The sequence below is a fragment of the Shewanella sp. SG44-6 genome, from assembly GCF_014164185.1.
GTDB lineage: Bacteria > Pseudomonadota > Gammaproteobacteria > Enterobacterales > Shewanellaceae > Shewanella > Shewanella vesiculosa.
The window spans coordinates 1-14,963 of record NZ_JACJER010000115.1 but is presented as its reverse complement, the minus strand read 5'-3'; the positions used below and the strand labels follow the sequence as shown (position 1 = coordinate 14,963).

Genomic DNA, 14,963 nt, shown 5'->3' with positions numbered 1-14,963 from the left:
AATACAGGCTGGCCAATCCTGTGAAGAGTAAGGGTATTGTAATGCCTAACAATGCAACACTTACGGCTTTAGTACCAGAATGGGCCAGCCTGTATTGGCTTTCTCTACCTCCTTTTACAGCATTATTTTTTGGTTGCGCATTAACGGCCACCAGCATTGGTATTTCAATGCGAGTTTTAGCACTCAATAATCAAACTCAAAGTGCGGCAGGGCAAATTATTCTAGGGGCGGCGGTTATCGATGATATCGTTGGCGTGATACTACTGAGCGTGTTGTTTAATTTCGCCTCATCTGGAGAATTAGCCGTAAGCTCAACCTTAGTATTATTTATCATGATTGCCTGCTTTATCATTTTCAGCCCGCCACTGGTCAGAGTGATAATTTATTTAACCCGCTGGTTTCACCTTAAAACACGCATTCCCGGTTATGAAGTGTTTGTCGTCACGGCAATGATTTGCTTATTTGCCTGGTTAGCTCATTGGTTTGGTACCCCGGCTATTTTAGGTGGCTTTGCCGTCGGAATGGGCTTGTCACGACAATTTACCTCGCCATTTAATCAATACCTTAAAAACCCCTTTAGCTATACCCACAAACTGGAACAATCAGCAAAGCCGCTAGTACAGCTCTTTAGCCCCATTTTTTTCGTTTATGTCGGCATCAGCCTGGATCTAAGTCAACTTGATATGAGCTTCATGGGCTTACTATTACTCGCTTGGTTAACTTTTATCGCCGTAGCAAGTAAATTCATGGCCGGATTGTTGGCCAGCTCAAACTGGCACGAAAAAATGATTGTGGGTTCAGCAATGGTACCCAGAGGTGAAGTAGGATTAGTATTTGCAGAGATGGGACGCCAACTTGACGTCATTCAAGCCAAAGAGTTTGCCATATTAGTCATGGTTATCGCCCTAACGACCCTGATAGGGCCGCTTCTTTTAAAATATACCTCAAGTAAACAAGCCGAATAAATATAATCAGCTCAATGACCTATCATAGATGAGCAAACAACAATCGGCTTTTCATCATGGCTATTTTAATAAAAACTGTATCGCTTTGTCCAAATTAGGGTCGTCAGGATCAGACGTATTGCTCATCCATGCAATGTGGCCACTTCGGTCAATAAACACTGTTGTTGGGGTACCTGTTATGCCATACAAATTAGCAACCTCATCACCTAAAACCAGCGTGGTCATTTTTATACCTCGATCGAGCAAACTCTGCCCTGGATTGGCGCCAGCATCTTCGCTAAAACTAATACCAATCATTTGCAAGTCAGTGTGTTGGTAGTTAAGTCGTAGTTTTTCTAAACCGGGTTGCAGCTTTTTACAATATGGACACCAGGTAGCCCAAAAATGCAAAATAACCGGTTTACCGGCGTAATCATGCAGAGTAAATGATTGGCCATCAGAGGTCATTAATTCAAAGTTAGTAGCAACAGACTCATCCACTTTCGCAGCAGCATCGGCTGTGCTTTGGGATATAAAAGACAATAATAGCAATGCAGATATACTGACTACCGACCAAACAAATTTCATAACGCGCCCTATTTATGGATTATTTTTATGTATTAACCTTTATAGACCGGAGAGTTGCCATTATGTATTCATGTGCATTTCAGATAATCATTTCGCGAGCACTTGTTGATCTTTCCAAGCCTGAAGACGGTATTACAACAAATAAGTCACTCGGATATTGAAGAGTAAATAAATCGGTACATTTCACGCACCAAAATAAGTTTACGCTTACGTAAAAATAATACTGAGTTTTTACTCGAAATTGGTTATGTTAGCTGAACTAACATAATCTGATTGGACCAGTAACAAGACAATACCTTGTTGCCGCGACCAAACTTAACGCCCCCATAACCAAGGAATGACCTTATGCCAATTTACCAAGCTCCCCTGCGTGATTATCAATTCATTCTGTCTGAACTGCTTAATGTCTATCAACAAACTGACTTACGTGGTTTTGATGAATTAGATGCAGATTTAACTGATGCGATTTTACAAGGTGTCGCCGACTTTACTACCGACATCATGTTGCCACTCAATGCAAGCGGTGACTTGGAAGGTTGTAAATTGGTTGACGGTAAAGTCATCACCCCTTCTGGGTTTAAGCAAGCTTACAAGCAGTATGTCGAAGATGGCTGGGCCACACTAACCTGCGATCCTGAATTTGGCGGCCAAGGCCTGCCAGAAGTAATTGGTACCTTTGCCACCGAAATGAAAACCGCGACCAACATGGCTTTTGCTATGTATCCTGGATTAACTCATGGCGCTTATTCTGCTATTCATGTTCATGGCAGCGATGCACTAAAACAAAAGTATTTAGCTAAACTAGTCAGTGGTGAATGGACTGGAACCATGAACTTAACTGAATCGCATGCTGGTACCGATTTAGCGTTATTGCGCACTAAAGCTATTCCTGCCGGAGATGAGCTGTTTGCCATTAGCGGCGAGAAAATCTTTATTTCATCTGGTGATCACGATCTTGCTGATAATATTATTCACTTAGTATTAGCACGCCTACCCGATGCACCAGAAGGTGTTAAAGGCATTTCATTATTTGCGGTACCGAAATTTTTAGTCAATGCCGACGGCAGTTTAGGTGACGCCAATACGCTGAGTGCGACGGGTCTGGAACACAAAATGGGCATTCACGGTAACTCAACTTGTGTCATGCATTTTGATGGCGCAATTGGCGAATTAGTTGGTGCACCACATCAGGGCTTAAAAGCCATGTTCACCATGATGAACCAAGCACGTCTGGGTGTCGGTATTCAGGGTTTAGGCGTATCTGATATTGCTTACCAAAATGCACTTGTTTATGCCAAAGAGCGCATTCAAGGTCGTGCATTAAGTGGTGTTAAACAGCCTGAACAAGCCGCAGACTCATTATTAGTCCATGGTGACATAAGACGTATGCTGTTATCGCAAAAGTCTTTCAATGAAGGAACACGTGCGTTAATGGGCCAACAGGCATTATGGCTTGACCAAGTAGAACGTCATACCGACCCGGAAAAAGCCAAACAAGCAAATGCCCTGGCAGCTTTATTTACACCGATTGTTAAAGGTTTCGTTACCGACCAAGGCTTTAAAGCATGCGTAGATGCGCAGCAGGTTTATGGCGGTCATGGCTATATTAATGAATGGGGTATGGAGCAGTATGTGCGTGATATTCGTATCGCAATGATTTATGAAGGCACAAATGGCGTTCAGGCTTTGGATTTAGTAGGCCGTAAATTACTGAGCGACAAAGGGGCAGCATTGACGTTATGGTCAGGCATGGTAAAACAGTTAATTCAAGATAATTCCAGCAACGAAGCCATGAAGCCCTATCTTGCAGGGTTAATGGACGCTGCGGGCGATCTTGAAAAAGCCACTGGTTTTATTGTTCAATCGGCCAGTAAAAACCCAGACCTTATTGGCGCAGCATCAATGCCATATATGCAACTCTTTGGCATTACCGCTCTGGCTTGGATGTGGACCCGTGTGGCGGCAACATCATTGGCAGCATTAGAAGCTGGTACTGAAGAAAGTGAGTTTTATCAAGCTAAACTTAATACGGCAAAATTCTTCATGAGCTATTGGGGCAGCCAAACTCGCAGCTTACGCAAACAAATTGAAGCTAGCAGTGCTGACATTGTCAATTTCGCAGCAGCTGACTTTTAATCTCAACATAAGCAACTAAAACATTAGTAACTAAAACACAAATAACAAAGCCGCTTCAATGTTAATTTAAGCGGCTTTGTTTATTCTGCAGCGGTCACTAACGTAATTCTAATACGTCTTTAATGGCCAACTAATCCCACAAAAACTCGCGAAAATGCTTACGACAAACCGACTCGTAACTCTCGTTACCGCCAATCTCCACTTGTTCACCTTCGCGCATAGGATTACCTTCATGATCAAGGCGAACCACCATATTGGCTTTACGGCCACAATGACAAATGGTTTTTAATTCAACGAGCTTATCTGCCCAAGCGAGCAAGTAATGGCTGCCTGAAAACAACTCACCCTGAAAATCATTACGTAATCCATAACATAATACGGGGATATCGAGATTATCGACAACATAGGTTATCTGCCTAACCTGCTCTTTACTTAAAAACTGACACTCATCAATCAGTACGCAGTGAATTTTTTGCTCGTCATTGGATGTCGAAATCAGCTCAATTAAATTGTCAGTACTACCAAACACCTGGGCATCGGTTTCAATCCCAATACGCGAAGACACTTTGCCAATACCATATCGATTATCTATTGATGCTGTCATCACTAAGGTATGCATACCGCGCTCACGATAATTATAAGAAGACTGCAGTAACGAAGTTGATTTACCGGCATTCATCGCCGAATAATAAAAGTACAGTTGCGCCAAAATATAGCGTCCTAATGGTTAGACAGTCAGTATCGTCCATATTACCTTTTTTAACTTCGCAACAACAAACAAAAATGCCGTATTCGTTATGAATACGGCATTTTTTCAAAGCTTAATCAATCGGCTTATTACTCATAAGTATCGGGATGTAGCATTACTTTTTTGCCCAAAAGTACAATACTAGGATACTGATAAGAAACAACGCACTACAACAAATCAATCCAGCCATTAACGAGCCCGTAAACCCAAGCACAATATAACCGACGAAACTAATCAATGCAGCGATAAGTGCATAAGGAAGCTGGGTCACCACATGATCGATATGATGGCAACTCGCCCCCGTTGATGACAAAATAGTGGTATCGGAAATAGGTGAGCAATGGTCACCAAATACGGCACCAGAAAGCACAGCTGCTAGCATAGGTAGCATCATGGTGCTATCACTTCCCATCGCCATATCGGCCGCTATAGGCAACATAATACCGAAGGTTCCCCAACTCGTTCCCGTTGAAAATGCGGTGATCCCAGCCAATAGAAATAACATGGCAGGCAATAGCGCAAACGGAATATTATCAGTTGCTAAACTGGCCATGAACTTACCGGTTTCAAGCTGACCAATGACACTTGATATCGTCCAAGCGAACAATAAAATATAAATAGCGGGTAACATTGAACGAGCACCAACAGAGATGCCTTTGAGCAACATAGACAGCTCTACTTTCTGTTGAAATGCCAACAACACTGTCGCAATCAAACCGACGATAGAACCAAAAAACAATGATGAACTCACATCAGTATTTTCAAATGCACCTAGTACACTAAACATCTGCTCTTTAGCCGCTAATGCTTCTGCCCCACTAGAGACCATAAAATAAAGGGTCGCAAATACTAATATCGCAATCGGTAAAAATAAACCAATCACTTTACCGGTATCAGCTTCAGGTAAATCAGTAACTGCTCCCGGTGGTTGGCCTTTTGATTCATCATACAACTCACCACGAAGTGCATTTAATTCATGCTGACGCATTGGTCCTATGTTTAAACTGAACGTCGCCACACACACTAGTAATAATAATGAGAACACGGCATAAAAGTTCATCGGGATCATCTGTATAAAGACACTTAAATGACCTGAGTCAGCAAAACCATGTGCAGTTAGAATGCCGCCAATAAGCGCAATAATATAGGCCCCCCAGCTTGATACCGGGGAAATAACGCAAATCGGTGCCGCGGTAGAATCTAAAATATAGGCAAGTTTTGCGCGTGAAATATGGTATCTGTCCGTGATAGGCCTTGAAATAGAACCTACGACTAAACTATTGAAGTAGTCATCAATAAAGACTACACAGCCTAAAAAAATGGTCATTAACTTAGCATCGCGCTTATTACGAATGCGCAGTTTGGCCCAATCAGCAAAAGCACGAGCAGAACCACTAACGGTGATCAATGCGGTTATCATGCCCAGCACAACCAAAAAACCTAAGATATATACGTTCCAACTATTCAGTGCAGCATCTTTCCAAACGAGCTGACTCGCTGTACTTAAAATATATTCGCTGCTGCCAACCAATGAAAAATCGGTCAGCAATAAGGCACCAAAAATAATACCTAACCCCAAAGACAGCAATACCTTACGGGTTAAAATAGCCAGTGTAATTGCCAAAAGTGGTGGCAAAACAGAAAGTGCCGAATCGGCATAACTTATTATCATAATTTAATTATTTCTTCGTTGGATACGAATAGAGAAAAACTAGAAATAAGACTCGCCATACACAGAAAGTATATGGGTTAACTTATCTAGTAGCACTCCACAGAAATATCCATTTAATATGAATATCATTATTTTTATCACGTAGATAAAAACACTATGACAGTACAGCCCCTTTCGAGAACTGGCCCAACAAATGAGGGCGATCACCTCACTTATTTCGGCATTGCATCCTTTTAGGTTGAATTATTGGCATCACCCAATTCAACCTGACTATTATGCAATGCACCTCTACTTTTGTATTTGTAATCATAAATAGCCCATTACAAACAGCGCGCACATACAATCATAAACCACACGCTCTATACCAGCAAAAAAGTCCTAAACTACAGCACAAATAACAATATTATTAACTATAGCCACAATTTAATAGCATTAGTTTAACGTTTCTAATGCAAATGCACACTATCGCACTGAATACAAAAACGGCAACTGGATAACCCGACTGACACCTTTGCTCATAAAAACATCCATATGATAAAAAATATCAATAAAAAAGGTTCCTACTTTACCAAGTAGAAACCTTTTAATCTGAACGATTGGCTAGTAGAACGACACGTTAAACAAGCTAATGACTCAATTTGGGTCAATAATAAGCCATTAAAGCAGATTATTTAATGCAGGAACGGCTTCAAATAAGTCCGCGACTAAACCGTAATCTGCCACCTGGAAAATAGGCGCTTCAGGATCTTTGTTAATAGCCACAATCACCTTAGAGTCTTTCATTCCGGCAAGATGTTGAATCGCACCAGAAATGCCCACAGCAATATACAGATCAGGGGCAACAATCTTACCTGTTTGTCCCACTTGTAAATCGTTAGGCACAAAGCCAGCATCCACAGCGGCACGAGATGCACCTACTGCTGCGCCAAGCTTATCGGCTAGCTGTTCTAAAATAGTAAAGTTTTCACCACTCCCCATGCCGCGGCCACCAGAGACAATAATGCCTGCATTACCTAGCTCTGGACGGGCTGATTCAGTTAACGACTGAGACACGAACTCAGTGCGAGCATCAATAGCTTGACTTAGGTTAACCACTTCAGCATTGCCCGTTGACGCGACAGCATCAAATGCACTTGAACGCACAGTCATGACTTTCTTCGCGTCTAAACTCTGCACTGTCGACAGCGCATTACCGGCATAAATAGGACGCACAAAAGTGTCACTACTGACCACTTCAATGACTTCTGAAATTTGAGAAACATCTAACAATGCTGCGACACGAGGCAATGTATCTTTACCAATACTGGTTGCTGCAGCCAAGATATGTTCATAATCAGCTGCAATCTCAACGACCAACTTAGAAACGTTTTCCGCTAATTGAGCACCATATTGAGTTGCATCAGCAACTAATACTTTACTCACACCGGCTAAGTGTTGTGCTGCCGTTACCGCAGCAGAACAATCAACGCCCGCTACCAGTATATGAATATCACCGCCAATGGCGGCAGCTGCGCTAACGACTTTGGCCGTGTCAGTTTTCAAACTCACATTATCGTGTTCTGCTAATACTAAAATGGTCATGTTAGATCACCTTCGCTTCATTTTTTAACTTATCGACTAACGCCTCAACAGAAGACACCATAATGCCAGCTTTACGCTCAACCGGAGGTGTTACGCTGATCACTGTTTGATGTGTTTTCAAGCTCACACCTAAATCAGCCACAGTCATAATGTCTAATGGCTTGCGTTTAGCTTTCATAATATTGGGTAATGAAGCATAGCGAGGTTCGTTCAAACGTAAATCAACCGTGACAATGGCAGGTAAAGGCATTTTCAGGGTTTGCAGTCCGCCATCTATTTCACGAGTAACGGTGATCATATCACCATCAACTTTTACTTCTGATGCAAATGTCGCTTGTGGCATATCAGTTAGTGCCGCTAACATTTGTCCAGTTTGGTTGTTATCGCCGTCAATAGACTGCTTACCAAAAATAATTAACTGCGCTTGTTCTTTTTCTTGCACAGCTTTTAACAGTTTCGCAATTGATAGTGGCACCAATTCTTCATCAGTTTCAATATGAATGGCTCTATCAGCACCTAATGCCATTGCAGTTCTTAATTGCTCCTGCACTGCTTTTGCGCCAACACTCACCACGATAACTTCAGTGGCTACGCCAGATTCTTTCAAGCGAACCGCTTCTTCAACTGCTATTTCGCAAAATGGGTTTAACGCCATTTTAAGGTTCGTCGTATCAACACTTGTGTTGTCAGCTTTTACCCTGACCTTTACATTGGCATCAACTACGCGTTTAACAGGCACCAATATTTTCATAGGTTTTCCTTCTACACCTTCAATGTATGTGGACAACACACTGGCGTTTGCCAATGCAAGATAGGCTAACTTTACGTCCTGTTAACGTTAACGTCAATCAAAGTCAAACGACTGTTTATATTTTTTTTATGATTGTGGTGGCAATCAAACAAAACAAACTGTGGAACATTAATTATTTGATACAAGTGATTAATTAAAATTTATTCAATATTTAGATGATTTAATTTGATTCAATGACAAATAGTTTCTATTATTACAGTTATATTCAGTATTAATTAAGCTGTCTTGGTAATAATCAGTGAGTTAATGTTATTTATATTAATAATAAAGACCACAACAAACCAAATGATGCACTGAAATTTACCTGAAACATTAAAAAACATCTTTGATAACTTTTTATTTTATAAATAAATCATTAGGAAACTACACAAAATGAGTGATTTTTTAGACATACTAACCCACGGCCGTCGTTTTAAAGCTGCAGTAAAAGAATTGTCTCTTGATGATTTACGCGAAACCGCGGCAAAATTAGAAAAGATCATTACTGAACGTGAAGAAGAAGAAAAATTAGAACTTGAAGCCAATGCAGAGCGTAATGCTCGTATTGCTGAAATTCTTGCTCAAATTGAAAACAGTGGTTTATCAATCGAAGATTTAGGTGAAGTCACAGCCTCTGCTAAAACATCAACTAAAAAGCGTGCACCACGTCCGCCAAAATATCAAATCACCATTGACGGTGAATTAATTCAATGGACAGGTCAAGGTCGTATGCCAACCGTATTCAAACAACAAGTTGATAGCGGCAAAAGCATGAGCGAATTTTTAATTCCAGGCATGGAATAAATATTTTAACTAAAGAATAATCTCACGGTTAATTCTTTAAAATAAAAAAGAGCTTACTTAGGTAAGCTCTTTTTTTGTGGCATTTGATTGCTTTATCATCGCCATAAGACAGGGTAAACTAACTGTTGCAGATCTATTACCCATTAATAATAAGGTTACGGCCATGACGTTTTCTCTTAAATATGCATTTATAATCTCAGGCATAGCACTATTATTGAGTGCTTGTGCCAGTGATTACACGTTCAAAAGTAATTTAGACAGTAAAGCCATCAATGATTATTTTAAAGTCGGTGATGTGCAGTTATATGAAGGTAATGAGCAACCCAAAGGGACATTTGAAATATTAGGTTTAATTGAAGGTGAAGCCTGCCAAGAAACCAAACAGGATGCACCACCACAAATGTCAGTGGCTCGCACTAATGCCAGAAGAGCTGCAGCAGACATAGGCGCAAATGGTTTTGTAGTTAAAAGCTGCTTTATGATTACTGAAGCTGACAATAGTTGTTTTAGTCGAGCGCTTTGCGTTGGCCAAGCGATTAAAACAGCTGCAAAAAAATAATAACTCAATAGAGTATATTCGCAGCCTATAGATGATGAGTGCTCATATCACACTCATCAATATTTTTTATATTTGATTTTTCATTTCCTATTTTCTGTTTAATTCAGGTACCGCATGACACAAGGCAACGATCAACACAGCCAAACAGCTCCTATTAATAACCAATCTAGCGTGCCGTTTAGTAGCCAATTAAATGCAGTTGCAATATGCAGAACCCCCTATAAACAAAAGTTTGGTATTCCGCGTCAACCGGGACTAGTCAATGCTGTCGGTTATATTGAGTTTGAACCTGATTTTAATCATCTTGATGCAGTCAGAGGCATAGAGCAATATTCACACTTATGGTTACTATTCAGTTTTCATGAGAATTTAGCCCAAGGTTGGAAAACCACAGTGCGCCCTCCTCGACTAGGGGGTAATGAAAAACTAGGCGTGTTTGCCACACGATCTACATTTCGCCCCAATGGTATTGGCCAATCAGTGGTAAAGCTACACGGGGTGGTTCAACGTAAAGGTAAAGTGTGTTTGGTGATATCGGGTATGGATTTATTAGACGGTACGCCAATTGTTGATATTAAGCCCTATGTTCCGTTTTCCGATGCAATTACTGATGCAAAAGGTGGTATTGCGCAAGATGCACCTATCTTGGTTCCACTGACTTATACAGCCCTAGCCAGTCAACAAATTAATCTTTATAGCCAACAACAACAATATCAAGATCTTGCCGCGCTTATTGAAGGTGTATTGTCCCAAGACCCTAGGCCCGCGTATAAAAAAGCCAAAGACGATCCCAAACTATATCAAGTTGCATTGTACGATTTAGATATTTTTTGGTGTGTTACAGCACAAGGTATCGAAGTACTAGAGCTTAAACCGACCAAAGTGACATTGTTAAAGGATTAACCCTATGGCAGAAATTGATTACCAAGCTCAACACAAACGACGCTTATCATGGATGCCATGGCTGTATTTTTCACTCAAGCCTAAGCATTTAGCCTGGGCAAAACCATGGCAAGATGAGATTCAACAGCAGTTGAGTCAGCTGGAAACCATTCATATTGGCGAGCACAGTTTTATTGCCCCACAAGCTCAACTGTTTGCCGAACCCGGGCGAGATATCAGCATCGGTAATCAATGCATGATTGCAGCAGAGGTATTTCTGCATGGACCTATCACCTTAGGTAATGAAGTGGCAATCAATCATGGCTGCAGCTTAGATGGTGGTCGTCATGGCATAACAATAGGCAACCAAACACGGATAGCTAATAACGTCACCATTTATGCTTTTAATCATGGCATGTCACCTACTACACCAATTTATAAACAACCCGCGACATCAAAAGGTATCGTAATAGGCCAGGATGTGTGGATTGGCGCTCAGGCAGGTATTGTCGATGGCGTGACGATTGGAGATTACGCCGTTATTGGTATGGGCTGTATTGTGACCAAAGATGTAGCAGACTACGCCATCGTTGCAGGTAATCCGGCTCGAGTCATTGGTGATAGACGCGACAAATAGCCTCAAGCAGTGATAATGCAAGGATAAATCGATAAAAATGACGTTATTTCAACTTAGCTATCTCAAACTTGGCATTTAAGCATCACAAAGCCTGCTTTTGAGTCGAATTAGCAGGTGACATCATTAATGCAGGTGCTAAAATGACGCTAATTCATAGCAACTATTTTGGACATTGGTAATGCGAGTTAGTAAGTACCTGCTTTCAACACAAAAAGAAACTCCTGCAAATGCAGAGGTGATTAGTCATCAGTTAATGTTACGTGCCGGTATGATCCGTCGCAATGCTTCAGGTCTCTACAGCTGGTTACCGTCAGGTTTACGTGTATTACGTAAAGTTGAAGCCATTGTTCGTGAAGAAATGAACAAAACAGGCGCTATCGAAATACTAATGCCATTAGTACAACCAGCTGATCTATGGGTTGAAACAGGCCGTTGGGATAAGTTTGGTCCTGAATTATTGCGTTTTCAAGACCGCAACAATCGTGATTTTGTATTGGGACCTACCCATGAAGAAGTGATCACCGATTTAGTCCGTAAAGAATTAAGTTCTTACAAGCAATTGCCGCTAACACTTTACCAAGTACAAACCAAATTCCGTGACGAAGTACGTCCACGTTTTGGTGTCATGCGCGCACGTGAATTCTTGATGAAAGATGCCTATTCTTTCCATTTAGATCAACAAACCATGGACAGCACTTACCATGCAATGCACACCGCATACAGCAATATTCTGACTCGTATGGGCTTATCATTCCGCCCAGTACTTGCAGACACTGGCTCTATTGGCGGTAGCATGTCGCATGAATTCCATGTACTGGCTAACAGCGGTGAAGATTTAATCGCTTATTCAACAGGTAGCGACTATGCCGCTAACATTGAAAAAGCTGAGGCAGCAATGCCAGCCGGCACACGTGCAGAGCCAACTCAAACAATGACGTTAGTGGATACACCTAACGCCAAAACAATTGCAGAATTAGTTGAACAATTTGATGTCGTTATCACTCAAACGGTTAAAACCTTAATCGTTAAAGGTGCAACGGAAGAAGCACCATTGGTAGCATTAGTTATTCGAGGCGATCATGAGCTTAACGAAATCAAAGCCGACAAGCTTGAATTAGTCGCTTCACCCTTTGAGTTTGCTTCAGAAGCGGAAATCCGCGCAGCCGTTGGCGCAGGGCCAGGCTCTATCGGGCCTGTAGGCTTAACGATGCCAATTATTATTGACCATAGTGTCACTGTAATGAGCGATTTTGCTGCCGGTGCTAACGTTGAAGATAAGCATTATTTTGGCATTAACTGGGAACGTGATTTACCTTTAATCACTTCAGCGGACATTCGTAATGTTGTTGAAGGTGAGTCAACGCCGGATGGCCTAGGCACCTATGCCATGGCTCGTGGTATTGAAGTGGGACATATCTTCCAACTTGGTACTAGCTATTCTAAAGCCATGAATGCCACTGTGTTAGATGAAAATGGTAAAGCACAAGTTCTATTGATGGGTTGTTATGGTGTCGGTGTAAGCCGTATTGTGGCGGCTGCCATTGAGCAAAATAACGATGACCGCGGCATTATTTGGCCAGAAGCTATCGCACCGTTTACGGTAGGTATTTTGCCAATGAACATGCATAAGTCACATCGTGTGGCCGACATTGCCGAAAAACTTTACCAAGACTTAGCTGATGCGGGTGTTGAAGTATTGATGGATGATCGTAAAGAGCGTCCAGGTGTTATGTTTGCCGACATGGAACTGATTGGCCTACCGCATGTTGTGGTGATTGGCGATCGCAATATCGATGCTGGGGTGTTTGAGTATAAAAACCGTCGCACAGGTGAGAAACAAGACATTCCATTTGATGAGATTGTGGCTTTCTTGACAAACGCAGCAAAAGGCTAGTTATTGATATAGCATGGAAAAAACGCACTTTCGAGTGCGTTTTTTTATTCTTAAATTATCTTTAATCGAGATCTTTAATATAAATATCGACTTCAAAACCTTGATTAAGTTCTGAAACAATCTCAATCCTACCGGCCAATTTTTGTGTTACTAGGTTATGCACAATAGACATGCCTAAACCAGTACCGCCGACATTTCGTGCAGTGGTAAAGAATGGCTCAAAAATTTTACTTTTAACGTCTTTACTCAACCCTTTACCATTATCTTTGTAGAACATTTTTATTTCATCGCCACACATCTCTGCGCCTAAGAGAATGCGTTTCTTGCCTGGAAATCCCTCAGGAAAAGCATGTCTAAAACAATTGGAGACTAAATTAGTAAAAATCTGCGCGATGGCACCAGGGTAAGAATTAACAAACAGCTGTTGTTCTAATTGAATATTCAGCTCAATGCCTTGCTTACGAGTGAGTGGTCGTAATGGCGATGAAATCTGTTCTAAATACTCGGTTAAGTTAATATTTTCTTTCTCTATAACAAGTTGATCTGCCGCCGTGCGCTTAAAGTTATGTACCAGTTCAGCGGCTCGCGACAAATTGCGTTCGACAAGATTAAGGCCATCGGTCAGTGTGTCCATGAAATCAACAAACTTTTGTTCATCAAGATCTCCTGCCCCATAATACTTTTTGAGTTTATTGAGCTCATCAATACAATGACTGGTGGAGGTGACCGAAATACCTAGTGGAGTATTCACTTCATGCGCAACACCCGCAACAAGATTCCCCAATGCGGCTAATTTCTCATTTTCTATCAAGCTCGCTTGAGTTATCTGCAAGTTTTTGATGGCTCTTTTGAGTTCTGCTGTTCTTTTCTCAACTTGTGTTTCTAAAGCACTATTAATCGATTCAAGTTCAATTTGATAAGCTTTGACTTTTTTAGCATTGACTGCACGGCCATACAAATCGGCTAACGAACTCACGAATGCTTGTTCATCATAGGTCCAGTGCCTAATCTCACCTTTATGCTCACAACAAATAATGCCGATCATCTTACCCGCATGCCTAATAGGGCTGTCTAACATTGCGGTAATTGCGTTAGGGCGCAAATAGATATCAGCGAATTCGTATGTGGCTGGATCGGTCAAAGCATCACTGGCAGCAATGATTCTCTCTGTATCAAGAGCCTTAAAGTAACTGGGAAACTGGGATCGGGTTAAGGTAATATTATGTTGTTTGGTATCATTGTCGATTAATAAAAAACAATCAATTGACTGATTATCGTCAGTTAATAACCAAATACCGGCTCGACCTATATTCAGTCCACGACATACTGATTTAATAATCAAGGTTGACGCAAAATCTAAATCGCCCAAATCAATCAATTCAGACTGGCTGACTTCTAGCAATACCCGCTCACATATTGGATTCATATTAAATAGCTTAATCTGTTGGTATCAGTTATTAATCCGGCATTTCCTGTTGAATCTTCACAAACTGATTCAGTAATGCCAAACTTGCAGTGCACATAAGTGGATCAAATTGATTACCAGACTGCTCAATTAAATAATCTCTTACCTTTTCAGCGGGCCACGCCTCTTTATAACTACGTTTAGAAAGTAAGGCATCAATGACATCAACGATAGCCATGATTCGACCTTCAATAGGTATCTCATTACCCACCATGAACGCTGGGATGGTAAGGGCTACCCTCGTGGCTTAGTGGGTAATGAGA

Annotated in this window: 14 protein-coding genes and 1 riboswitch; of the genes, 7 read left to right on the top strand and 7 right to left on the bottom strand. The window is 41.3% G+C overall.

Annotated elements, in window-relative coordinates; all coding sequences use genetic code 11:
• On the top strand, nucleotides 1–965 hold a 965-nt coding region (locus tag H5185_RS17170; protein WP_182742702.1), incomplete at its 5' end, for a cation:proton antiporter.
• A 60-nt stretch (nucleotides 966–1,025) separates the two neighbouring features.
• Here H5185_RS17170 and H5185_RS17165 read toward each other — a convergent pair.
• On the bottom strand, nucleotides 1,026–1,532 hold the full coding sequence (locus H5185_RS17165; RefSeq protein ID WP_182723270.1) for a TlpA family protein disulfide reductase: 507 nt from the start codon (nucleotides 1,530–1,532) through the stop codon (nucleotides 1,026–1,028).
• 345 nt (nucleotides 1,533–1,877) lie between these two features.
• Here H5185_RS17165 and H5185_RS17160 point away from each other — a divergent pair, with 345 nt between their 5' ends.
• Entirely contained in the window at nucleotides 1,878–3,668 is a 1,791-nt protein-coding gene (locus tag H5185_RS17160; RefSeq protein ID WP_124017989.1) for an acyl-CoA dehydrogenase C-terminal domain-containing protein, read from the top strand.
• Nucleotides 3,669–3,798: 130 nt separating this feature from the next.
• Here H5185_RS17160 and H5185_RS17155 read toward each other — a convergent pair whose 3' ends face one another.
• From H5185_RS17155 to H5185_RS17140, 4 genes are all read right to left on the bottom strand, one after another.
• The gene (locus H5185_RS17155) at nucleotides 3,799–4,377 is read right to left on the bottom strand and encodes a thymidine kinase (protein ID WP_124017988.1); all 579 of its coding nucleotides are present in this window, start codon (nucleotides 4,375–4,377) and stop codon (nucleotides 3,799–3,801) included.
• A 154-nt stretch (nucleotides 4,378–4,531) separates the two neighbouring features.
• Entirely contained in the window at nucleotides 4,532–6,088 is a 1,557-nt protein-coding gene (locus H5185_RS17150) for a Na+/H+ antiporter NhaC family protein (RefSeq protein WP_220487625.1), read from the bottom strand.
• Nucleotides 6,089–6,170: 82 nt separating this feature from the next.
• A riboswitch (Lysine riboswitch) is annotated at nucleotides 6,171–6,387 on the bottom strand.
• Between the two features lie 358 nt (nucleotides 6,388–6,745).
• The gene (locus tag H5185_RS17145) at nucleotides 6,746–7,669 is read right to left on the bottom strand and encodes an electron transfer flavoprotein subunit alpha/FixB family protein (protein WP_182742701.1); all 924 of its coding nucleotides are present in this window, start codon (nucleotides 7,667–7,669) and stop codon (nucleotides 6,746–6,748) included.
• A gap of 1 nt (nucleotide 7,670) precedes the next feature.
• Complete coding sequence (locus tag H5185_RS17140) at nucleotides 7,671–8,420, bottom strand: electron transfer flavoprotein subunit beta/FixA family protein (protein ID WP_182742700.1); 750 nt, start codon at nucleotides 8,418–8,420, stop codon at nucleotides 7,671–7,673.
• Nucleotides 8,421–8,852: 432 nt separating this feature from the next.
• On the opposite strand from H5185_RS17140, the gene H5185_RS17135 reads away from it, so the two are divergent.
• The 5 genes from H5185_RS17135 to H5185_RS17115 all read left to right on the top strand — a co-directional run bounded on the left by H5185_RS17135 (nucleotide 8,853) and on the right by H5185_RS17115 (nucleotide 13,235).
• The gene (locus tag H5185_RS17135) at nucleotides 8,853–9,263 is read left to right on the top strand and encodes an H-NS family nucleoid-associated regulatory protein (RefSeq protein ID WP_124017984.1); all 411 of its coding nucleotides are present in this window, start codon (nucleotides 8,853–8,855) and stop codon (nucleotides 9,261–9,263) included.
• A 163-nt stretch (nucleotides 9,264–9,426) separates the two neighbouring features.
• Nucleotides 9,427–9,822, top strand: coding sequence for an Rcs stress response system protein RcsF (gene rcsF / locus H5185_RS17130; RefSeq protein ID WP_124017983.1), 396 nt, complete (start codon nucleotides 9,427–9,429; stop codon nucleotides 9,820–9,822).
• A gap of 114 nt (nucleotides 9,823–9,936) precedes the next feature.
• Nucleotides 9,937–10,725: a tRNA (N6-threonylcarbamoyladenosine(37)-N6)-methyltransferase TrmO gene (gene tsaA / locus H5185_RS17125; protein ID WP_220487626.1), complete on the top strand. Its 789-nt coding sequence runs from the start codon at nucleotides 9,937–9,939 to the stop codon at nucleotides 10,723–10,725.
• Nucleotides 10,726–10,729: 4 nt separating this feature from the next.
• Nucleotides 10,730–11,341 carry a DapH/DapD/GlmU-related protein gene (locus H5185_RS17120; protein ID WP_124017982.1) on the top strand — a complete coding sequence of 204 codons (612 nt, stop codon included), beginning with the start codon at nucleotides 10,730–10,732 and terminating at the stop codon, nucleotides 11,339–11,341.
• A 178-nt stretch (nucleotides 11,342–11,519) separates the two neighbouring features.
• Nucleotides 11,520–13,235, top strand: coding sequence for a proline--tRNA ligase (locus tag H5185_RS17115; RefSeq protein WP_124017981.1), 1,716 nt, complete (start codon nucleotides 11,520–11,522; stop codon nucleotides 13,233–13,235).
• A 61-nt stretch (nucleotides 13,236–13,296) separates the two neighbouring features.
• On the opposite strand, the gene H5185_RS17110 is transcribed toward H5185_RS17115, so the two are convergent.
• Nucleotides 13,297–14,661, bottom strand: coding sequence for a sensor histidine kinase (locus tag H5185_RS17110; RefSeq protein WP_182723266.1), 1,365 nt, complete (start codon nucleotides 14,659–14,661; stop codon nucleotides 13,297–13,299).
• Between the two features lie 31 nt (nucleotides 14,662–14,692).
• Nucleotides 14,693–14,878: a hypothetical protein gene (locus tag H5185_RS17105; RefSeq protein ID WP_259396245.1), complete on the bottom strand. Its 186-nt coding sequence runs from the start codon at nucleotides 14,876–14,878 to the stop codon at nucleotides 14,693–14,695.
• Between the last annotated feature and the right edge of the window lie 85 nt (nucleotides 14,879–14,963).

Excerpts from the sequence above, each read along its gene's own strand:
- H5185_RS17150 (WP_220487625.1), bottom strand. The coding sequence starts at position 6,088 with ATGATAATAAGTTATGCCGATTCGGCACTTTCTGTTTTGCCACCACTT.
- H5185_RS17105 (WP_259396245.1), bottom strand. The coding sequence starts at position 14,878 with ATGGCTATCGTTGATGTCATTGATGCCTTACTTTCTAAACGTAGTTAT.
- H5185_RS17165 (WP_182723270.1), bottom strand. The coding sequence starts at position 1,532 with ATGAAATTTGTTTGGTCGGTAGTCAGTATATCTGCATTGCTATTATTG.
- H5185_RS17140 (WP_182742700.1), bottom strand. The coding sequence starts at position 8,420 with ATGAAAATATTGGTGCCTGTTAAACGCGTAGTTGATGCCAATGTAAAG.
- H5185_RS17160 (WP_124017989.1), top strand. The coding sequence starts at position 1,878 with ATGCCAATTTACCAAGCTCCCCTGCGTGATTATCAATTCATTCTGTCT.
- H5185_RS17110 (WP_182723266.1), bottom strand. The coding sequence starts at position 14,661 with ATGAATCCAATATGTGAGCGGGTATTGCTAGAAGTCAGCCAGTCTGAA.
- rcsF (WP_124017983.1), top strand. The coding sequence starts at position 9,427 with ATGACGTTTTCTCTTAAATATGCATTTATAATCTCAGGCATAGCACTA.
- H5185_RS17120 (WP_124017982.1), top strand. The coding sequence starts at position 10,730 with ATGGCAGAAATTGATTACCAAGCTCAACACAAACGACGCTTATCATGG.
- tsaA (WP_220487626.1), top strand. The coding sequence starts at position 9,937 with ATGACACAAGGCAACGATCAACACAGCCAAACAGCTCCTATTAATAAC.
- H5185_RS17145 (WP_182742701.1), bottom strand. The coding sequence starts at position 7,669 with ATGACCATTTTAGTATTAGCAGAACACGATAATGTGAGTTTGAAAACT.
- H5185_RS17115 (WP_124017981.1), top strand. The coding sequence starts at position 11,520 with ATGCGAGTTAGTAAGTACCTGCTTTCAACACAAAAAGAAACTCCTGCA.
- H5185_RS17135 (WP_124017984.1), top strand. The coding sequence starts at position 8,853 with ATGAGTGATTTTTTAGACATACTAACCCACGGCCGTCGTTTTAAAGCT.